Raw genomic sequence first — 20,719 nt, 5'->3', positions numbered from 1 at the left:
AGACCCGCAAACCATGAAAAAAACCGTTATTTTCCTGCTCGCAACCGCATTTTCCGCAACCGCCTGCGAGGTGCTCGATACCCAGGTCGACTCCTACACCACGCAGCAAAACCTCGCCACCGAATACGACAAGGTGCTGGAGGTGGGATTTGCATCTTACGGCTCCATGAAGAGCGGCCTGTCGGAACTGGACGACAACCTGGCGGCCGCCAGGAGCGACGAAGCGGTCCAAACGTCGCGCTCGGCATCCGTGCGGCTCTTCAACAACGGCAGCTGGAGCGCCTATACGAATCCGGACAACCCCTACGAAAGCCTCTACAAGGGTATTCGTGCGGCAAACTACTTTCTGGACTATTCACGCGATTACAAGCGCATGCTCGCCAACGGCCGCGACACCATCTCGGACGGCGGAACGGCCTACCGCAGGGATGTCGAAAACGCGGGCTATCTGCGCGCCGAAGCCCATGTCGCTAAGGCCTGGTACTATTTCGAACTGATCAAGCGTTACGGCGGTGTTCCGCTCTACAAGGAGGTTCCGGCCGACAACACGTTCCTGCCGCGGGCATCCTACGACGATGTGGTAGAGTACATCGTATCGGAGATCGACTATGCCCTCGATTCGCTGGCCGTGGACTGGACAAAGTACAGCTCGTTCGACGGACGGTTCAACCTGGGATCGGCTCTGGCTCTGAAATCGCGCGTGCTGCTCTATGCCGCCAGTCCGCTCAACACCGAGGGGCTGACCGAGGAGGAGATCGCCGAACGATGGGAACGCGCTGCACAGGCCGCTTACAGCGTGATCGCGCTCAATAAGTTCACCCTCTCACCCGGTTACAGCGCTCTTTTCACCGGCAATACCTCCGCCAATCCGGAAATCATTCTCTCCAGGCGGGCTTCTCCCTCCAATTCGCTGGAAAGAGCCAATTATCCGATCGCCACGGCAGGCGGCAACAGCGGCCTGACGCCGTCGCAGAATCTGGTCGACGCCTACGAATACACGGGTCCGGCCGATCCGGCCGATCCCTATGCAAACCGCGACCCGCGGCTGGGCTTTACGGTCGTCACCAACCGCAGCGCCTGGAACGGCCGCACGATCGACATCTCGGAGGGCGGTTCGGACTCCTACCTGACGGTCAACTCCTCGCGGACGGGCTACTACCTGAAAAAGTACCTCGCCGACAACCTGGTTCTCACGCAGGAGCAGACCGCCATGCACCAATGGATCTATTTCCGCTATGCGGAAATCCTGCTCAACTATGCGGAGGCCGCCAACGAAGCCTGGGGACCGGACGACGGCAGCCACGCAGCGTCGGGGCTGACGGCGCGTCAGGCGCTGGACCGGGTGCGCGGGCGTGCGGATGTCGACCTCGATCCGGCAGACCTGACCAAATACGAAGGTGCGACCGACAAGGAGCGCATGCGTGCCGCCGTCAAGGCTGAACGACGCGTGGAGCTGGCATTCGAAGACCACCGCTACTGGGATCTGTTGCGCTGGAATGACGGAACGGTACTCGGGCAGCCGATCGGGGGCGTGAAAGCGATGGCCAATGGCGACGGGACGTTCAGTTACGAAACGTTCAAAGTGGAAGACCGGGTATTCGAGCCGAAGATGTACCGTTATCCGATTCCCTATCAGGAAATCAGCAAATCGAAGGGCGTCGTAACCCAGAATGCAGGCTGGTAACCGAGATATAAAATTTTCAATCATGAAGAATTATTCGATTCACAGTGTTTTTACGTTAGTTGCGGCCGCAGCCCTGCTGACGTTCACCTCCTGCGAAGAGCAGCAGGAGTTCGGTGTCCGTAAAATCTATATGCCCCAGGCCGCGATCTACAACGGAGGGCTGACCCACGAATATCCGGTTCCCATGCCCAACCTGCCGGTCGACAACTACCGCATCCGGGAAGACGGCATGCTGGACATCATCCTCGGCGTCTACCGCTCGGGCGAGGGCGACCTGTCGGCCTACCAGGTCGAGGTATTCATCGACGAGGAGGCGACGGCCCGTGCCGCGGCCGCCACGAACCGGGGCGTCGAACTGCCCCGGACACTCTGCACCCTGCCGGAGCGGGTGTCGGTTCCCGACGGCGACCGTCAGGAGACTTTCAACCTGCGCGTCGACCTCCCCCGCCTGATAGCGGAGTACCCGGAGTACAACAAGAACCGGATGATCGTCGTGGTCGGCATCCGCAATCCGAGCAAGTGGGAGCTCAACGAGTCGCTGAGCCGCACGACCGTCATCATCGAGGGCGGCACGTTCCTCCCCGTCGTTCCGATCCTCAAAAACGGCGATTTCGGGACCGGCAGTTCGGAAAGCTGGCACTTGGTCAACATCAACAACAAACCGTTCGAGCTGATGAAGATCGACGAGGAAAAAGGGGAGCTTCAGATCGGAGTGGACAACTATTCCCAATACGGGGGCGACTCCCGGTTCATGTGCTACCAGCAGCTGGACAGCCCCGATCTGGAGATCGGCAAGACCTATGTCCTGTCGGCCATGGTCAGCATTCCCGCCCAGGATTTCTACATGACAGCGGATAAGAAGAACCTCAAACGCGAAATGGATTTCGGGTTCGCCCTCTTCCCCAAGACCACCAACATGGCGACCCAGAACGACTACAAACCCGGCGACACCAAATTCTGGTACATGGACGTAACGATGGACAACGGCAAGGGCCATTACCCGCTGCTCGACGGCACGGCAGGCTTCGAATCGTTCTCGTCCATCCACCTCAACAAGCGTCCCGACAGCATGGGGGCGGGCGAGTTTACGATGGACGCGGACCACATGGGCGGTTATGTCGTTTTCTATGTGCGGCTGCGAAACACGTGTCCGGACGTGAAGACCATCCGCGTGACCGACGTGAAGATCGTTGCGAAATAGAGAAACCGACCGGCACCCGGTGCGGAACCGGGTGCCGGCTTTCGGAAAACAGGTTTAACCAATCGAACAGTAAATAATGAAACTTAAAATCAGATTGTGCAATATCCCCCTGCTGTTTGCAGCGTTCGCGCTCCTGCCGGGCTGCGACAAGGACGATGAAAAACAGATTCCGCCCCCGCCGATGCACGTGCCCGCGTGGGAGCTCGATTTCGAGGACGATTTCGAGGGTGCCTCGGTGGATACCGAACACTGGAGCGTCTACAACAGTGCAGGGCACAACGCCAACGGCCTGCGCCACCCGAGCGCCTTTACGGTCGAAGAGGGCTGTCTGGTCGTTGCTGCCCGCATGTGCCCCGTCTCGGGGAATCAGGCAGAGATCGACGGCCGGATGGTCGACATCGCTTCCGGCGCCAAACTGGCGGACGACGGAACCCGGGTGCTTGTTTCCGGGGGCATGGCCCACCGCAAGGAGTATTCGCCCGGTACGAAATTCGAATTCCGCGTCCGTTGCGAGAAAGATGCCAGCAATACGATGAGTGCGGTGGTACTGACATGGCCCAAATCCGGATCGGACCGCAATGCCCGCTGCGAAGAGTCGGATATTTACGAGACCGGCTCCTCCACGGGTGCCACCCGCGACAAGGTCTCGTCGTTCTTCCACTACGGGCTGCACCCCGACAGGAACAACGGCAAGGTTACCCAAAAGCAGAAAGACTATCCGACCGACGCCACCCAGTGGCATACGATGGGCTTCGAATGGTATACGGACAAGGTATGCGTCTTTTTGGACGGCGTCAAGGTGTGGACGATTCTCGACAAGGAGATCGTGCCGATCTACGACCATCATCTGTGCATCCAGCTCGACGCTTTCGGAACCCGGCTTTCCGGGAGCGACCCGACGGTGAAAATGTACGTCGATTGGGTCCGGATCTACGTCGACAAGAATAAGGAGTGAATGCAATTGGTAAAAAAGAGCGGGCGGTATGAATCCATACCGCCCGCTTTCGTTTGCGCCGTTCAGCGATTCTGGCAGATCGGCGTCCCCGGTGCGGGGTATCCTGCGGCCGGGTCGTCGATCACGAGCACCCAGTCGTTGCCCGTCCCTTGGGTCCGGGGAGTGAATACGGCCGATTCGACCCGCTTGAAATTGCCCAGCGCAATGGAGCGTCCCGAACGGACATCGAACCACCAGGCCGTCACCTCCTCGCCTTTGCCGATCGCCGTCAGATCGACCTGGATGGGCTTTCCCCGTTCGGTATAGATAAAGGCGTAGGTGCGGTCCCGGTCGCGTGTGGCCGTAATCCGGTCGAGGTGATCGTAGGCTTCGAGCAGCATGCTCTGATCGGGAATGCGCGTAAAATAGGGCCGGCTGAGCATCAGCTCCTTTCCGTAGCCCATCTGGTAGGAAGCGATGCGTCCGAGCGACTCCTCCCAGCGCGTGAAGACATCTCCTGCTGGCCTGTATTTATCCGGATCGTACACCTGCCACACGCCCGTACTGCCGAACGTATGCCCGCAGGCACCGGAAAAGACCTCGTGGTAAAAGTAGCGCCGCGTGTGGTAGTCGGTCGAAACACCGTTCTTTTTCATGTCGAAATCGATGGCGTGCTCGTCGTAGAGCGGTTCGCCGTCGAGCACCGGCCGGGTAGGCTTGGCATTGTTGTAATCGGCCAGGATGCGGTCCCAGAGCGGCACGTCGTACGGGTGCCCGTTCTGCTGCATGTAGAAATCGAGCCAGGGTTCGTCCGTAAACCACTTGGTGCACGAGGTTCCGCCCCAGGGGTGATAGGTCATCAGCGAGGTCGAATAGTCCTCCTTGCCCGTGATGCCGATCGCAATGCCCCGCGCCATGGCCCGGATGATGGGCTCGCACCCGTCGGCCGGCCGGTCGCCGCCCAGAATCCAGATGATATTGCGCTTCTGACCGAACCGCTTTCCGACGTATTTGCCATAGTTCTCGGCTTTCTCCTCCGTATCGAAGATGACGGGGCCCGGACCCCACTTGAGGTTGAACTTGTCGCCCCACGTGGGCAGCAGACCGATCTGAAGCCCCAGCGAATCCGCCATATCCACAAGCGCCTCGATGTGGTCGAAATACTTGTCGTTGGGCTTGGTGAACTCTTCGTCCAGAAAAGCCCAATCGCCGTTTGCGTTGGGCGAGGAGAGTCCGCCGTGCTCCGCCAGGCAGACTGCCTGAAGCACGTTAAAGCCTTTCATCGCACGGTCTGCCATGAAGATGCGGGCGCTTTCGACGGTATGTCGGTGAAACATCTGCCAGGCCGTATCGCCGAGCCAGAAGAACGGCGTTCCGTCCTCGTACATCAGAAACCGGTTCCCGGGATGGACCACCACCCGGCCGTGAACGGCGTGCTGTCCCTGCACGGAGGTGAAACCGAGCAGCGACAAGGCGCAAATCAAAAGGGTTCTTTTCATGATTCGAAATTTACTTGGGTCAATATAGTAATTATTTGTATGAAATCTTCACGACCAGCGAGCGTTTGAAATCGGGCAAGCATATCCTCGTCCCGGCAGCAACCTCCGACCGGACATCGTTCCACGGATCGTAGACGTTAACGGACCGAATTTTGCGACCCGAAAGGAGCTTCGAGAGATCGATCCGCTGGCCCCGGAGCAACTCGGGTGCACGGTTCTCTTCGAATTCGGTCTGCCAGTTGTTTTCGGAATCGCGGAACCAGACCAGCAGGTGGCGCCTCCCTTGCAGGGCATATCCTTTCAGCCGGCCGCTGTCCGCCCGCAGCGGTTCGAAATGCTCGGCAGCGGGATCGATACTTTCGATCGCCCGGGCAAAACGCTTGAAATGATACCACAAATCATGCTTCTCGATATAGTGATCCCAGTGCCAGCTGTGCCCCGGCCCGGCTGCTCCCGAGAAGAACGGCGTGAAAATCACATCGTGCAGCAGTATCCCGGCCGTATCCCGCGCATAGAGCAGGCTCGGTCCGGCGTGGTCGGGCTGAACCGCCCCGCCCTCGGCCAGCAACAGCGGTTTCTTCCGCCCGTATCCGCGCAGCACGGCGACGGCATCGCTGCACAAGCTGTCCATCGGCGCGCGGCAGACCGCCAGTTCCGCTCCTGGATCGAGGTACCGATGCACCTGCATCACCTCGTTCGCCGGCATCCCGCAAATATCTCCGTAGATCGCAAAACTCGACCGGCGGTCCAGCGACCCGAGGCTCTGCATCACCAAATTCTTCGGGAACATTCTTTTGACCCGGGGCAGCATGTACTCGTTCCACTCCCTGATTTCGGGGCAGTCCACCGCATTCATCTCGTTCCACAACTCCCATCCGAACACGGCGGGGTGGTCGCCCACACGCTTCCGGATGATTTCGAGCCGCCGCAGGTATTCGTCCCTGCCGCGCTGCATTGCGATGAACTCCGCGGCGTTTTCGAACGGCCCGCCGTTCGAAACATGGTACGACGCTTTCGTGTCCCACCGATTGCGCCCCGGACGGATATGCCTGAAACTCTCGATGCACAACTTGATCTTCAGATCGTGCCGCTGGGCCAGTTCCAACAGGTACTCGATGTTGGATAGATGCGCTTCATCGAGCCGTCCGTACTCCGTTTCCACCTCGAAAAGTGCGCTGTTCAGCCATACGCGGCCGAAATTGGCTCCGTTGTCGGCCAGGGCTTGCACATAGCGTTCGACGGCCGTCCGGTTTGCAAGCGCTGCGATGTTGCAGCCGATCGGGACAAAGGTCTTTCCGTTGGAGAGCGCGAAATAGCGGGGGTCTTCGCGGCTGATCCCGACAAACGAGCGGGAGAACCGTTTTTGGGCGCTGCACCCTGCGAAGAGCATTGCGGCGAGTACCGCCACTGGGCACCAAGATAGGATTCTCATCTTTCAGGTATTTGATTGTATGCGTACAAATATATTTATAATATACATAATTTGCAATATTTTGTATATTTTACTTGCCCGAATCCATTATTTTTAGCATATTTGCACCAGACAGAACGAAAACCCTACACGATGAAGACCTCAACCCGATTCCTGCTTCCGCTCATAGCCGTTACGTTTCTGACGGGAGCCGTCCACTCCCATGCGCAGACCCCTGCACCGTGGTGCGACCCTGCCGCGAGCGGCGTAAACCGACTGCCCGCCCGGGCGACCTCCTATTCCTACGGCAGTATCGAGGACGCTCTTGCCGGCGACCGTTCGAAAGCGCGCATCCAGTCGCTGAACGGATCGTGGAGGTTCCGTTTTGCCGAGGACGTCGGGCTGGCTCCCGGGGGGTTTTACAGGCCGGACTACGACACGAGCGGCTGGGACAGGATCGAGGTGCCATCCTGCTGGGAAATGCAGGGATACGGCTACCCGATCTATACCAACATCGAATACCCGTTCGAATTCGAACCGCCGTTCATTACGCGGGACGTCCCGGTCGGCAGCTATGTCCGCAAGTTCAATATCCCTGAAAACTGGAAAAAAGGACGGATCATTCTCCATTTCGGCGGCGTCTATTCCGGCTATACCGTGTGGGTGAACGGCCGCGAAGCGGGGTATGCGGAGGATAGCTGCCTGCCCTCCGAGTTCGATATTACCGACTGCATCCGCGACGGGGAAAACACCCTGGCCGTCCGGGTTTTCAAGTGGACCGACGGCAGTTACCTGGAGGATGCCGACCATTGGCGCATGGCGGGTATCTACCGCGACGTGCTGCTGCTGTGGAGGCCCGACATTGCAATCGAAGATTTCGGCGTCCGCACCGTTTTCGACGCAAAATTGGAAAATGCCCGGCTCCAGATACGCCCCGCCATCGTGAGGACGACGGGCGCGTCGTCCGACGGCCTTGCCGTAACAGCCCGGCTCTATGCCCCGGACGGTAACGCCGCCGGCCGCCGGATGACGCTTCCCGTGGACGATATTCTGTCGGAAGCCTATCCCCAGCGGGACAATGTCTATTTCGCCCTGATGGAGGAGCTGATCGAAAACCCGCTCAAATGGAGTGCCGAGGAGCCCAACCTCTATACGCTTGTCCTCGCGCTTCAGGATGAAGCGGGCAACTGCATCGAAGCCCGCAGCTGCAAGGTCGGTTTCCGCGACATCCGGATTCATGACCGACAGCTGTTCATCAACGGCGTTCCCGTCAAGCTGTACGGCGTCAACCGCCACGACCACAGTGAATACGGCGGGAAAACCATTACGCGGGAGGAGATGGAGGCGGACATCCGCCTGATGAAGCGATTCAATTTCAACTCGCTTAGAACCTCCCATTATCCCAACGATCCTTATATTTACGAGCTCTGCGACAGGTACGGACTTTATGTCATCGACGAAGCCAACCTCGAAACGCACGGTTCGGGCGGTAAACTCTCCAACGACGCTTCGTGGGCCGGAGCGTTCCTGGACCGCGTGACCCGGATGGTGATCCGGGACCGGAACCATCCGTCGATCGTTTTCTGGTCGCTCGGTAACGAGTCGGGAACCGGTCCCAACCATGCAGCCATGGCCGGGTGGGTCAAAGATTTCGATCCCACGCGCTATATCCACTACGAGGGGGCGCAGGGACAGCCCATGTCGCCGCTTTACGTTCCGCTCAAACGCAGTTCGGCCGCAGTATTCACCAGCGCGGAGGTCGCGGACGGCGCCCCGGCGCCCAAGGAGCCGGCCGGCGGAGCCAACCCCGACGATCCGGCTTTCGTCGATGTGGTCAGCCGCATGTACCCCACTTGCAGGGAGCTCGAAGAGATGGCGCTCAATCCGCATATCTCCCGTCCGATCCTCATGTGCGAATACGCCCACTCGATGGGAAATTCGACCGGCGGCATGAAAGATTACTGGGATGTGATACGTGCTCACGAATCCCTCTTGGGAGGACATATTTGGGACTGGCTCGACCAGGGTATCGCCCGCACGGATAAAAGCGGCCGCAAATACTGGGCCTACGGCGGGGATTTCGAACGGCCGACAGACCACCACGACGGCAATTTCGTGATCAACGGGCTGCTTTTCCCGGACTGCACTCCCAAACCGGCGCTCGAAACCTGCAAGTACGTCTACCAGCCCATCGAATTTACAGCCGTCGATCTGTCGAAATTCCGAATCGCCCTCAAGAACCGCAATTTCTTTGCAACGGCCGACCGTTACTTTTTCACCTGGGAACTCAAAGACGAAACCCGCGTGCTACAAAGCGGCCGGATCGAGGCGGAAGCCATCCCTCCCGGCGAATCCGCGGTGATCGAAATACCGGTCCGAAAATTCAGGCGGATTCCCGGAGCGACCTACATGCTGAACCTCCATGCCCACGAAAAGAGGGCATGCCCCCATGCAGACGCCGGCTTCATCTGTGCTTCGGAGCAGTTCCTTTTGCCCAGCACTGCACCGGCTCCGCTGCGCGGTAAATCCGCTAAACGGCCGCAAATCGAGCAAACCGATTCAAAAATCGTGATCCGGGCAGCCAACGCCCGCATCGTGGTCAACTCCAAGACGGGCTATATCGACGGGTACGAACTGAACGGCCGACCGATTCTTGCTGCACCGCTCAAGCCCAACTTCTGGCGCGCAGCGACCGACAACGACCGCCGGGGCTGGAAAACCCGTCTGCAAAGCGGCATCTGGGAGACGGCCCCCGAAGATTTCGACTCCCGTTTCGGTTCCACGGACATCCGGACCGCTCAAACCGACTCGACAGTCGTCGTACAGGTCCGCAAGACCATGCAGTACAAGATCGTCCTGAATCTCGACTATACGATCTTCGGAAACGGCTCGCTGGAGGTCGGCTACCGGTTGGAAATCGCCGACGAGGTGCCCGAACCGCTCCGGATCGGCATGCAAACCGAGGTCACGAACCAACTCGCCGTCATTACCTATTTCGGACTGGGACCGCAGGAAAACTACCGGGACCGGCTGGAGGGTGCGTTTCTCGGTACCTACCGTACGGATGCGGCGGGCATGATGACCCAATACGTCTACCCGCAGGAGAACGGCAACCGCTGCAATACCCGGTGGATCGCCTTTACCGACCCCAAGGGACGCGGTATCCAGTTCGTCGGGGCGGCTCCGTTGAGCGTTTCCGCATGGAATACCACCCAGGAAGAGTTGGACCGGGCCAAACACATCGGCGAGGCGTGCGTGCTGGAAGACGCACAGACGGTGAACATCGACCACCTGCAAACCGGAGTCGGCGGCACCGACTCCTGGAGCCGGAAAGCACGGCCTGCGGAGCGGTACCGGCTGCTCGACAAGACATACGCTTATCGTTTCCTCATCCGACCCGTACAAAACGACCGGGATGCCGTCGACGCCGGGCGTCGGTACTGTACGGATAAAATCGACCTCGAACCATGAAACAGTTGTTGCTGATCGTTTCGATCCTGTTCTCTGCCGCGATACCGTCGTCCGGGCAGCATACGAATTATCCCCTCCTCGGGGCGCAAGTCTTCATCGAACCGGGACAATCCGCCGAAGAGATCGCCGGTTTTTTCCGGACGCTGAAAGAGAACGGCATGCAGGTCGCGCGGATCCGCTTGTTCGGATCGCATATGCTGCGGGAAGGCGCAGCGCCCGATTTCACGCTTTACGATGCGGCTTTCGACGCCGCAGACCGATACGGCATCCGGCTCTTCGCCACCTTGTTCCCCGTCACCGACGAACTGAACGACGTGGGCGGCTTCAAGTTCCCCCGCTCGAAAGCGCATCTGAAAGAGATACGCAGTTATATCCGTACGATTGTTTCGCATTTCGCCGGCAAACCGGCCCTCTATGCCTGGGTGCTTCAGAACGAGCCCGGCACGGGCGGAAGCGCCGTCCGGCCGACGGACCTGTCGGACAGCGTCCGGCGGACATGGAGCGTCGCCCGGCAGACCGATATGCCTCGCAACGGCTACCTTAAAGCGGATTTCAGCGAAGAGGCGTTCCTGAAATACTACACGAAATGGTATCTTAACCGGATTGCGGACGAGGTACGGCGCGTAGATGAAAAACACGATCTGCACATCAACCCGCATGCGCTGCTGAGCAACCTGCCGGAATACGATTTCCGCGGTTACGAAGAGTTCCTCACGTCGCTCGGCAGTGTCGATGCACCTGAGCTGGCATTTCGGAGATTTCACCCGGGAACAATATCCGCTGGGCATGGCTCTCATGTGCGACATCATCCGGGAAAAGGCCGGGAAAAATCCATTCTGGATCACCGAACTGCAAGGCGGCAATGTCACGGCCAGCGGTGCCGTGCCGTTTTGTCCGACAGCTCGGGAGATTCGGAAATACCTCTGGACCGGCATCGCCTCGGGATGCGAGGGCATTATTTTCTGGACCCTCAATGCCCGCCAGAGCGTTATGGAAGCCGGGGAGTGGGCCATGCTGGATTACCAGGGGCTCCCCTCCGACCGCCTCCGCGCCGCAGCGCAAGTCGCCCGGACGATCGAAGCCGAGAAAAGCATTTTTATCGGAGCCAAACCCGCCGAGAGTCCCGTGACGATCCTCTACAACGAAGAGTCGCTGACCATTCAACGCCGAAACAGCCTTGTTATCCGGGACAACCTCCATGAGGGTCGCAAGGCCTCCGCCGTCATCCGGTCGGTCATCGCAGCCTACGAAGCGCTTGCCTCGCACGGCATGACACCGAACCTGGCCTCGATGGACCGGTTCGACTGGGACCCGGCCAAACACCCCGCTGTCGTCCTGCCGAACTGTATATCGCTGCCGCAGAGGTACCATCGCCTGATAAACGATTTCGTATATAACGGCGGTAAACTCATCGTCACGGGGCTGAGCGGATTTTACGACGAAAACATGTCCTGTTTGATGATGGGCGAATTTCCGCTGGCGGAGTGCTTCGGCGGCCGTGTTTCGGAATTCAAGGTCACGGCGGACTATTTCGACCTGAACCTTACCGGCGAGTTGAAAGGCGCCGTTCCGGCCCATTTGTGGCGGGGAATCATTCGGCCCGGTACGGCGGAACCCGTCGGCCGATTCGACGGAGACATTTGTGCGACACGCAACCACTACGGCCGGGGCATAGTCTACTGGATTCCGTCGCCCATCCACCTCGGCAGCTACCGGCGCGACAATTCGCAGCTCATCGCGCTTTACGGAAAACTCTGCCGCCGCGAATTTTCGGCTTATCCCGTCCGGTTCGAATCGCCGGAGCCGGGCGTGCTGCTGCGTGTGACGGAGACGGCCGGCAAAGTGGTCGCTTACCTGGTCAACACGACTGCTTCACGGCGCAAAATCTCCCTTGTTCCTGCACCCTCACTGCAAAATGGACGGCTGGTCGAGAGCAACGATTCCGTCCTCTCCGGGAACAGATTGCAGCTTGCGGCGCACGACGTTGTCCTGTGTACTTGGGATAAAAACTGCCGGTAAGCGGCAAGACGGTACTTTCGGATCAGGAATTTGCGATCGCGTCGATCACGTCGACGATGCGGGCGAAAACCTCCTCCATCGTGCCCGTGCCGTTCACCGAGGCGTATTTGCCCTGTGCGGCGTAGTAGTCCGACACAATGGCGGTCTGTCGGCGATAGACCTCCAGGCGGCCGCGGATCACCTCCTCCGAAGCGTCGTCCGCGCGGCCCGAATCCTTGCCGCGGACGAGAATGCGGCGCACCAACTCCTCTTCCGGCACGCGGATGTCGATCATCGTATCGATTTTGAGGCCATGCTGTGCGAGGATGCCGTCGAACTCCCGGGCCTGGACCGTGGTGCGCGGAAAGCCGTCGAAGATGCAGCCCGCCGCCTCTTTGTGTGCTGCGACGTATTGTGCGATCATCTCGATGACGATGGCGTCGGGCGCCAGCCTGCCCTGCGCGATATAGGACTCCATGCTGCGTCCCAACTCCGTTCCGCGGGCGATGTGGCCGCGGATCACCTCGCCCGTCGATACGTGGTCGATTCCGTAGTGTTCCTTGAGCCGCTGGGCCTGCGTACCTTTTCCGCACCCGGGTGCGCCGAATAAGACGATGTTCAACATATCTCGATCCGATTGTGTGATTCGACGGACAAAAATACGTTATTTTTTTGAAGAACCGCAAAGTTTGGTTAGTTTTGTAAAAAATTTTATTTATGGAGGAGCAAAAGAAACGCACCGAGATTGCCCGGCTGGGGCAGTTCGGCCTGATCGACCGGTTGACATCCGGGTTCGAACCCCGTAACGCCTCGACCCTGAGCGGCGTGGGCGACGATGCGGCTGTCGTGGTTCCCGGCGAGGGCGAAGCGGTGCTCTGTACGACCGACTCGTTCTACGAGGGGGTCGATTTCGACCTGACCTACTTTCCGCTCAGGCACCTCGGCTACAAGGTCGTGACGGCCGCCGTGAGCGACCTGCTGGCCATGAACGCCCTGCCGTCGCAGCTCACCGTCTCGCTGGGCGTCTCCTCGAAACTTTCGGTCGAAGCGCTGCAAGAGCTCTACGAGGGCATCCGCGTTGCCTGCGAGGAGCATCGGATCGACCTGGTGGGAGGCGACACGCGCTCCTCGATGACCGGGCTGGTCCTGGCCCTCACGGCGCTTGGGCTTGCCCAAAAGGAGCGGATCGTCCGCCGCAGCGGCGCGCAGCAGCACGACCTGATCTGCCTGACGGGCAACCTCGGCGCGGCGTTCATGGGGCTTCAGCTTCTTGAACGCGAAAAGCGGGTGCTTGCCGACGTCGAGCACCCCGAGCCGCAGTTCGAGGGGTATGAATACCTGTTGGAAAAGTACCTCAAGCCGCGCCCCCGCACCGACGTCGTCGAGGCGCTTCGGGAGGAGAAGATCGTCCCCACGGCGATGATCGACCTCTCGGACGGTCTGGCGAGCGACCTGATGCAAATTTGCAAATCGTCGGACTGCGGTGCCCGCATCTACCTCGACCGCGTTCCCATCGCGCGGCAGACCTCGGCCCTGGCCGAAGAGATGCACCTCGATCCGGTCGTGGCGGCCCTGCACGGCGGCGAGGATTACGAGCTCCTGTTCACCGTGCCGCTCTCGATGCAGGAAGAGATCATGCGCCTGGGGCTGGTCGACGTCATCGGCCACATCACCCCCGCCTCTACGGGCTGCTATCTGGTGACTCCCGACGGGCAGGAGATAAAGTTGAAAGCGCAAGGCTTTCAGCAAACTAATTAAGAATTAAAAATTAGGAACGGAAAGTCGGGAATGCGGAGATAAAAAAAGACGGATACGCAAATTTCCAATTCTTAATTTTTCATTTTTCATTTTTAATTACTACCTTTGCGGTCCCGAAAAGGGAACAATTAACCAATTAAAAGCATTATGAACAATTACGAAACCGTTTTCATCGTCACGCCCGTACTGTCCGATCAGCAGGTACAGGAGGTCGCTGACAAATTCCAGGGTGTCATCACCGAGAACGGCGGTCAGATTGTGAACAAGGAGTCGTGGGGCCTCAAAAAGCTCGCCTATCCCATTCAGAAGAAGACCACCGGTTTCTATTTCCTGGTGGAGTTCACGGGCGAAGGCACGCTCATCAACACCCTCGAAACGCAGTATCGCCGCGACGAGCGCGTGATCCGTTTCTTAACTTTCAAGCAGGACAAGTACGCCGTGGAGTACTCGGAGAAACGTCGTGCGAAACTTTCTAACAACAAAGAGGAGTAAACCATGGCACAGGAGAACAAGGCACAATCCGAAATCCGCTACCTCAACCCGGTATCGGTCGACGTCAAGAAGAAGAAATACTGCCGTTTCAAGAAGCTCGGCATCAAGTATGTGGACTACAAGGACGGGGAATTTCTCAAGAAATTCCTCAACGAGCAGGGCAAAATTCTCCCCCGCCGTCTGACCGGAACGTCGCAGAAATTCCAGAAGAAGGTCGCTCAGGCCGTGAAGCGTGCGCGCCACCTGGCCATCCTGCCCTTCGTAACCGATTGCATGAAATAATAAAAGGAGGACGACCATGGAAGTGATTTTGATCAAAGACATAGAGAACCTGGGCTACGCCAATGACATCGTGAACGTGAAGCCCGGCTACGCCAACAACTACCTCATCCCGCAGGGCCTGGCCAAGTCGGCGACGGCTTCGGCCAAGAAAGTGCTGGCGGAGAACCTCCGTCAGCGCGCCCACAAGGATGCCAAGATTCTCGCCGATGCGCAGGCGCTGGCCGAGACCATCTCCAACCTGCCGCTGACGCTCGCGGTCAAGGCCGAAGAGGGCAAACTCTTCGGTACGGTAACCGCCACGGACCTCGCGGAGGCGCTTGCCGCCAAGGGAATTACTGTCGATCGCAAGGTGATCGTCGTCGAGCCGATCAAGAACGTCGGCGAGTACGAAGCCACCGCCCGCCTGCACAAGGAGGTCAAGGCTACGATCAAATTCTCGGTTTCGGCAGCCGAGTAACACCGATCGCATAAAATTTGGACAGCTCTCCGGTTCCGGGGAGCTGTCTTTTTTAATTCAGAATTCACAATTCAGAATTCACAATTATTCTATTACGATCCCCGAGTCCGGTCAAGGGCCGCATACAAGGTGAAAGGTGAAAAGTGAAAGGTGAAATCTGGCTGCCGGAACCACGAGCGGAGGGTCTCTCTCGTGTGTCGCTTTCCGATCTTTGTCGAATGGGCTGCAAGGTAAACTACGGAAAAACCGCGACCTCTCGGTTGCGCTCGCGGATCGAGAACGGACCGGCCTGAGGAGCCGATCCCCGATTTAGCCGAGGGCCGCCGATTATTTGTCATTCCGAGCGTATGCGAGGAATCTTCCGCTTCTGTTCGCTTCCGCGCTCCCGAAAGATCCTCCCTCCTCAGCCGTGAGCTCCTCCCGGGGTTCAATCCCCGACCAGCAGCCGTTCGCGCCACGCTTCGGGCACGGGTGCGCTCTGCTGGCGCGGAAAGTCGAAAACGACCATTACCGAACGGCTTTCGCTGCACACCACCCCGTTGGCCCGCAGCTGCTGAAAGAGCGTGAGGCTTTTGTTTCCGACCCGCTCGCAGGTGGTGGTGACGCACACGCTGTCGTACATGCGAACCTGCCCCAGGTAGGAGGTCGCCGTCGAGACCGTCACGATCCGCAGGTCGCCTCCGAGCACCTCGGCACCGAGGATTTCGCGGTAGTATTCGACCTTTCCCACGTCGAAATACTCCTGCTGCGAGACGTTGTTGACGTGTTGGAACGCATCCACGTCGGAGAACCGCTGCTGGATGGCGGTTTGCAGGGTGCGGGCCATCTATTCGCGGATGATTTTCACCTCGCCGCCCTCGCCGAACGCAATGATCGACGAAGCCCGTCCGGTGGGTTTGCCCGCAAAGCGGGGATCGACGACCAGATCCACGCCCTCGACGATCTCGCGCGCCACCTCCTCCAGCCCTACGGGGGTCTCTTCGCCCGAAATGTTGGCCGAGGTCGAGACGATCGGACGCCCCAGACCCCGCAGCATGCGCTGGCAGAAATCGTGGTCTGGGATGCGCACCCCGAGCGTCCCCTCGTCGGGAATGAGGTTCGGAGCCACCCCCGCAGCGCCCGGCAGGATGAGCGTCAGGGGCTTGGTGGCCAGCTCCATCACCTCGTAGGCGATCCCCGGCGCGCGGTCGACGTAGCGCACGACCATGTCGGTCGAGGCGCAGAGCACCAGCATCGATTTCTTGTTTTCACTCCGCTTCAGCGCGTAGATTTTCGCCACGGCGTCGGCATTCGTCGCGTCGCAGCCGAGCCCCCATACCGTGTCGGTCGGGTAGAGCAGAATGCCGCCCTCGCGGAGGATGCGGACGGCTTCGTCCGCAGCATGTTGTATTGCCGTTTCTTTCTGCATTGCAGCTATTTGTCGGGTAAGACCTCGATCCAGTAGTCGTCCGGATCGGCGATAAAGTAGAGGCCCATGTCGTGATTCTCGTAGGCGATGCACCCCATCGCGCGGTGGTATTCGCGCACGGCCTGATAGTCCCCGGGGACCCGCACGCAGAGGTGGCTCTCGTTCTCGCCCAGTTCGTAAGGCTTCCCGGCATGGTCTCTGAGCCATGTCAATTCGAGCCGAAAGCCGCTCTCCTGGTCGCCCAGATAGGCGAGGATGAACGAACCGTCGGCAGCCTCCTTGCGTTTTATCTCCCGCAGGCCCAGCGCCTTGTCGTAAAACGCCAGGCTGCGTTCGAGGTCCTGCACGTTGATGTTGAAATGGTCGAATCTCGATCTGATCTCCATAAAGATGTGGTTTTGATCCGCACAAAAATACACAAATATCCCGAAACGCGAATACTCCCCAGGCCGAACCGCAAATTTTTAATTTTCAATCCTTAATTTTTAATTCCGAAATTCGTACCTTTGCACCACTGAAGAAAATTGCAAAAACAAAGAGTCATGGGAAGAGCTTTTGAGTACCGCAAAGCACGCAAGATGAAACGCTGGGGCCACATGGCCCGCACGTTCACCAAACTGGGCAAGGAGATCGAAATCGCCGTCAAGGCCGGCGGCCCCGACCCCTCGGCCAACACCCGCCTGCGCATTCTGATCCAGAACTCCAAGGCCGAGAACATGCCCAAGGAGAACGTCGAGCGTGCGATCAAACGCGCTACCGAAAAGGACGCCGCCGACTACAAGGAGGTCGTCTACGAGGGATACGGCCCCCACGGCATTGCCTTTCTGGTCGAAACCGCCACGGACAACACCAACCGCACGGTGGCCAACGTGCGCATGCATTTCAACAAGTGCGGCGGCACGCTGGGCAACAGCGGATCGGTGGGTTTCATGTTCGAGCATAAATGTACGTTCAAATTCCACCCCGCAGCCGGCACCGATCCCGAAGAACTCGAACTGGAGATGATCGACCTGGGCGTGGACGAGTTCTACGCAGAGGCGGACGGAATCACGGTCTATGCCCCTTACGAATCGTTCGGCGCGATCCAGAAATGGCTCGACGACAAGGAGTTCGAGATTGTATCGGGCGAATCGGCCTACCTGCCCACCGACACCAAGGAGCTGGACGCCGAGGCCCGCGAGTCGGTCGAGAAACTGGTCGAGCGGCTCGAGGAGGACGATGACGTGACCAACGTCTACCACAACATGAAAGAGATCGACGAGGAGTAATCTGCCCGTCGCCCACAATAAAAAGGGACGAATGGAGTAAAATCCATTCGTCCCTTTTATTTAAGGTGAAAAGTGAAAAGTGAAAGGTGAAATGGACCTGCAAAACAATAAACGGAAGATTTTTCGCATCCGCTCGCAATGACAGAAAACTATTCGAACGCGATGAACTCCTGCCCCGCGGTCAGGCAGTAGGGGCAGTAGGGGTCCGTGTACTCGGCCTCGAAGATGTTTCCGCACATGGGACAGACCCGGTAGGCGGACGGCTGCTTCTCTTTGTGCCGCTGGCGCGCGAGGTAGAGCTCCATGAACGCCTGGTGGCGCAGGTCGCCCGCCGTGGCCCAGATCAGCACGCGGGCCGCATAGCGGTTGTTTTTGGTCATGGCGCGGTCGATTTCCCCGCCGTTGCGCTCGGAGAGGTTGCGGCGCTCGTAGTCGATGCTGCGGCGCAGGTTATCGGCCGTGGGGCCGTGGAAAACGACCACTTTGGCAGGCGGATCGTACTTGCCTCCCAGCCGTACGATGGCGTGGGAGCAATTCCGTTCCTGTACCTCTTCGGCCCGGGACATGGCCCGGAAAAGACGGGCTGCGGCGGGCTTTCGCTCCTCGTCGGCGATCTGGGCGAAATGGTCGTACTGCATCGATTTGACGTGCTTGCGCCGGCAGCAGGCATCGAGGTCCGAGATCGTCTCCGCCCAGGGGGAGGCTTTCGGCTCCCTGGGTGTGCGGCGTGCCGTGTAGTATATCCAGACGAGAATGCCTGCCGATACCACGAACAGCAACAGGATGAACAACGGACGCAATTTCATAACCGGTGTGAGAAAAATGGCAGTGCGAAAGGTGCATTTTTTATGCCAGCCAAAGGCCGATTCGTCCCGCAGGCGGAAATATTCCGACGGAGGATTTTGTATTTCGATTCCGATACTTTATATTTGTAAATCCGTATCCGTTGATAACCAAACCGGCGGACGGAGCGAGCTATGAAAAGGGGAATGAAAATCTTGACTGCGGCGCTGGTCGTGCTCTTTGCAGCCGGGTGCGGCGGCGACGACGACAAGCGGATCGAGCCGCCTCCCACCTATGCCTACGACGGCTGGAAGATGACCGTATGGAACGGCTCGTCCGAACTGGACGGCAAGGTCTACCTCCAGCTCGATTCGGACGGCACCTTTGCGCTCTACCAGAGCATCCTCTACCCCGGGTTCCGGACTTTCGGGGGCACCTATACGGTCGCCACCCAAAACGGCGTGCAGGTCCTCTCGGGCAAGTATTCGGACGGTACGCCGCTGAAGCACTCCTACGAAATGGAGAGCAAGGGAACGCTGAACATGGTGTTGCGCTCGATAGAAGAGGGGGTCGAATCGGAGTACGAACGGGCGGTAATACCGCTCTATGCCAAGGACGACGACCCGCTGACGGGGCGCGCAGCGATGGACGAAGAGCCGTTCCTCTAAAACGGGCGGAACCGAAAAAAGCGGCGGACCTTACAATAAGGTCCGCCGCTTGGCATCTCGTTCCGGAGAGTTACAGCCGGGCCTTGATGGCTTTCGACTCCTCCTCGTAGCCGGGTTTGTCCAGCAGGGCGAACATGTTTTTCTTGTACGCCTCGACGCCGGGCTGGTCGAACGGATTGACGCCCAGCATGTAGCCGCTGATGCCGCAGGCCCGTTCGAAGAAATAGAGCAGGCCGCCGACGGTCCGGGCGTCGATAGCGGGAATCTCGATCCGCAGGTTGGGCACCCCGCCGTCCACATGGGCCAGCTGCACGCCCAGTTCGGCCATGCGGTTGACCTCCGAAATGCGCTTGCCGGCGAGGAAATTCAGTCCGTCGAGGTTCTCCCCGTCGGCTTCGATCATGATTTCGTGCTGCGGTTTTCCGACCGAGATGATCGTCTCGAAGAGCGTGCGCTCGCCGTCCTGGATGTACTGTCCCATCGAGTGCAGGTCGGCCGTCAGCGTGACGCTGGCCGGGAAGATGCCCCGGCCCTGTTTGCCCTCGCTCTCGCCGTAGAGTTGTTTCCACCACTCGTTGACGTATTGCAACTGAGGCTCGTATGAACCCAGAATCTCGATCTTCTTGCCGCTGCGGTAGAGCGCGTTGCGCACGGCGGCGTAGATGGCCGCAGGATTCTCGTCGAACGGCACCCCGGCGCCCGTGGCCTCCTCCATCTGCTGCGCGCCGCGCACCAGGGCGCGGATGTCCACGCCGGCGGCGGCCAGCGGCAGCAGCCCGACGGGGGTGAGCACCGAGAAGCGTCCGCCCACGTCGTCCGGAATGACGAACGTGGGGTAGCCCTCGTCGTCGGAGAGCTTCTTCAGGGCGCCGCGCGCCTTGTCCGTCACGGCCACGATGCGCCGGGCGGCCTCCTCTTTGCCGTAGCGGCGCTCGATCTCGGCCTTGAGGAGGCGGAAAGCGATCGCCGGTTCGGTCGTGGTGCCCGACTTGGAGATGACGATGGCGGCCAGCGAGTGCTCCCCGGCAGCCTCCATCAGGGCTTGGATGTAATCCTCCGAGATGTTCTGCCCGGCGAATACAACCGTGGGGTGCTGCTGTGCGCGGTGCAGCAACCTGAACGGGTCGCTCAGGGCTTCGAGCACGGCCTTGGCGCCCAGGTAGGAGCCGCCGATGCCGATGCAGACGATCAGATCGGCCTTGGCGCGCAACGCGGCCGCGGCCTGTTCGATGGCGTCCAGATCGGCGTCCGAGATCGACGAGGGGAGGTGCACCCAGCCCAGAAAATCGTTGCCGGCGCCCTTGCCCGATTCGAGAAGGGCGTTGGCCGCCTGCGCTTGCTGTTTGAGTTCGTCCGTCAGTGAGACACCCGCCTTGCGAATGTCCAGTTCGAGAGTTTTCATATG

General features: G+C 59.3%; 20 protein-coding genes. 11 read left to right on the top strand and 9 right to left on the bottom strand.

Going from position 1 to position 20,719, the window contains the following annotated elements:
* Positions 1-13: 13 nt before the first annotated feature.
* The 3 genes from ACMQ11_RS04660 (at position 14) to ACMQ11_RS04650 (ending at position 3,840) form a co-directional block, all read left to right on the top strand.
* Positions 14-1,684, top strand: coding sequence for a RagB/SusD family nutrient uptake outer membrane protein (locus tag ACMQ11_RS04660; protein ID WP_418991563.1), 1,671 nt, complete (start codon positions 14-16; stop codon positions 1,682-1,684).
* Between the two features lie 22 nt (positions 1,685-1,706).
* Complete coding sequence (locus tag ACMQ11_RS04655) at positions 1,707-2,885, top strand: hypothetical protein (protein ID WP_418991560.1); 1,179 nt, start codon at positions 1,707-1,709, stop codon at positions 2,883-2,885.
* Between the two features lie 76 nt (positions 2,886-2,961).
* Positions 2,962-3,840 carry a glycoside hydrolase family 16 protein gene (locus ACMQ11_RS04650; RefSeq protein ID WP_418991558.1) on the top strand — a complete coding sequence of 293 codons (879 nt, stop codon included), beginning with the start codon at positions 2,962-2,964 and terminating at the stop codon, positions 3,838-3,840.
* 62 nt (positions 3,841-3,902) lie between these two features.
* Here ACMQ11_RS04650 and ACMQ11_RS04645 read toward each other — a convergent pair whose 3' ends face one another.
* Both ACMQ11_RS04645 and ACMQ11_RS04640 read right to left on the bottom strand, forming a co-directional pair.
* The gene (locus ACMQ11_RS04645; RefSeq protein ID WP_418991556.1) at positions 3,903-5,318 is read right to left on the bottom strand and encodes a glycoside hydrolase family 140 protein; all 1,416 of its coding nucleotides are present in this window, start codon (positions 5,316-5,318) and stop codon (positions 3,903-3,905) included.
* A gap of 31 nt (positions 5,319-5,349) precedes the next feature.
* Positions 5,350-6,750, bottom strand: a complete 1,401-nt coding sequence (locus ACMQ11_RS04640; protein WP_418991554.1) for a hypothetical protein — start codon at positions 6,748-6,750, stop codon at positions 5,350-5,352.
* 132 nt (positions 6,751-6,882) lie between these two features.
* On the opposite strand from ACMQ11_RS04640, the gene ACMQ11_RS04635 reads away from it, so the two are divergent.
* Positions 6,883-10,200 (top strand): glycoside hydrolase family 2 TIM barrel-domain containing protein, encoded by a 3,318-nt coding sequence (locus ACMQ11_RS04635; RefSeq protein WP_418991552.1) that lies wholly within the window; start codon positions 6,883-6,885, stop codon positions 10,198-10,200.
* Here ACMQ11_RS04635 and ACMQ11_RS04630 read toward each other — a convergent pair.
* Positions 10,107-10,964: a hypothetical protein gene (locus ACMQ11_RS04630; RefSeq protein ID WP_418991551.1), complete on the bottom strand. Its 858-nt coding sequence runs from the start codon at positions 10,962-10,964 to the stop codon at positions 10,107-10,109. The two genes, ACMQ11_RS04635 and ACMQ11_RS04630, sit on opposite strands and share 94 nt — an antisense overlap.
* Before the next feature lie 22 nt (positions 10,965-10,986).
* Here ACMQ11_RS04630 and ACMQ11_RS04625 point away from each other — a divergent pair, with 22 nt between their 5' ends.
* Entirely contained in the window at positions 10,987-12,219 is a 1,233-nt protein-coding gene (locus ACMQ11_RS04625; RefSeq protein ID WP_418991550.1) for a beta-galactosidase trimerization domain-containing protein, read from the top strand.
* Between the two features lie 22 nt (positions 12,220-12,241).
* Here ACMQ11_RS04625 and ACMQ11_RS04620 read toward each other — a convergent pair whose 3' ends face one another.
* Positions 12,242-12,823 carry an adenylate kinase gene (locus tag ACMQ11_RS04620; RefSeq protein WP_418991549.1) on the bottom strand — a complete coding sequence of 194 codons (582 nt, stop codon included), beginning with the start codon at positions 12,821-12,823 and terminating at the stop codon, positions 12,242-12,244.
* A gap of 92 nt (positions 12,824-12,915) precedes the next feature.
* Between ACMQ11_RS04620 and thiL the strand changes: the two genes are divergently transcribed.
* The 4 genes from thiL to rplI all read left to right on the top strand — a co-directional run bounded on the left by thiL (position 12,916) and on the right by rplI (position 15,187).
* Entirely contained in the window at positions 12,916-13,956 is a 1,041-nt protein-coding gene (gene thiL, locus ACMQ11_RS04615; protein ID WP_418991548.1) for a thiamine-phosphate kinase, read from the top strand.
* A 147-nt stretch (positions 13,957-14,103) separates the two neighbouring features.
* Complete coding sequence (gene rpsF, locus ACMQ11_RS04610; protein ID WP_418991547.1) at positions 14,104-14,448, top strand: 30S ribosomal protein S6; 345 nt, start codon at positions 14,104-14,106, stop codon at positions 14,446-14,448.
* A gap of 3 nt (positions 14,449-14,451) precedes the next feature.
* Entirely contained in the window at positions 14,452-14,730 is a 279-nt protein-coding gene (gene rpsR, locus ACMQ11_RS04605; RefSeq protein ID WP_018694586.1) for a 30S ribosomal protein S18, read from the top strand.
* A 16-nt stretch (positions 14,731-14,746) separates the two neighbouring features.
* Positions 14,747-15,187 (top strand): 50S ribosomal protein L9, encoded by a 441-nt coding sequence (rplI, locus tag ACMQ11_RS04600; protein ID WP_418991546.1) that lies wholly within the window; start codon positions 14,747-14,749, stop codon positions 15,185-15,187.
* A 427-nt stretch (positions 15,188-15,614) separates the two neighbouring features.
* Here the strand turns inward: rplI and ACMQ11_RS04595 are convergent, their stop codons facing one another.
* The 3 genes from ACMQ11_RS04595 to ACMQ11_RS04585 are packed head-to-tail and all read right to left on the bottom strand — an operon-like array spanning position 15,615 to position 16,981.
* On the bottom strand, positions 15,615-16,013 hold the full coding sequence (locus tag ACMQ11_RS04595; RefSeq protein WP_418991545.1) for an acyl-CoA thioesterase: 399 nt from the start codon (positions 16,011-16,013) through the stop codon (positions 15,615-15,617).
* On the bottom strand, positions 16,014-16,595 hold the full coding sequence (locus tag ACMQ11_RS04590; protein ID WP_418991543.1) for an L-threonylcarbamoyladenylate synthase: 582 nt from the start codon (positions 16,593-16,595) through the stop codon (positions 16,014-16,016).
* Positions 16,596-16,600: 5 nt separating this feature from the next.
* Entirely contained in the window at positions 16,601-16,981 is a 381-nt protein-coding gene (locus tag ACMQ11_RS04585) for a VOC family protein (RefSeq protein WP_418991542.1), read from the bottom strand.
* Between the two features lie 156 nt (positions 16,982-17,137).
* Between ACMQ11_RS04585 and ACMQ11_RS04580 the strand changes: the two genes are divergently transcribed.
* Positions 17,138-17,863, top strand: coding sequence for a YebC/PmpR family DNA-binding transcriptional regulator (locus tag ACMQ11_RS04580; protein WP_418991541.1), 726 nt, complete (start codon positions 17,138-17,140; stop codon positions 17,861-17,863).
* 149 nt (positions 17,864-18,012) lie between these two features.
* Here ACMQ11_RS04580 and ACMQ11_RS04575 read toward each other — a convergent pair whose 3' ends face one another.
* The gene (locus ACMQ11_RS04575; protein WP_418991540.1) at positions 18,013-18,669 is read right to left on the bottom strand and encodes a rubrerythrin family protein; all 657 of its coding nucleotides are present in this window, start codon (positions 18,667-18,669) and stop codon (positions 18,013-18,015) included.
* A 183-nt stretch (positions 18,670-18,852) separates the two neighbouring features.
* Here ACMQ11_RS04575 and ACMQ11_RS04570 point away from each other — a divergent pair, with 183 nt between their 5' ends.
* Positions 18,853-19,314, top strand: a complete 462-nt coding sequence (locus ACMQ11_RS04570; RefSeq protein ID WP_418991539.1) for a hypothetical protein — start codon at positions 18,853-18,855, stop codon at positions 19,312-19,314.
* Between the two features lie 70 nt (positions 19,315-19,384).
* Here the strand turns inward: ACMQ11_RS04570 and ACMQ11_RS04565 are convergent, their stop codons facing one another.
* Complete coding sequence (locus ACMQ11_RS04565) at positions 19,385-20,716, bottom strand: glucose-6-phosphate isomerase (RefSeq protein WP_418991538.1); 1,332 nt, start codon at positions 20,714-20,716, stop codon at positions 19,385-19,387.
* Positions 20,717-20,719: the final 3 nt, after the last annotated feature.

It is taken from the genome of Alistipes sp. (genome assembly GCF_048465575.1).
Taxonomy (GTDB): Bacteria; Bacteroidota; Bacteroidia; order Bacteroidales; family Rikenellaceae; genus Alistipes.
Note: the sequence above shows the minus strand (reverse complement) of the source record. Positions and strands in the feature narration are given on the sequence as shown.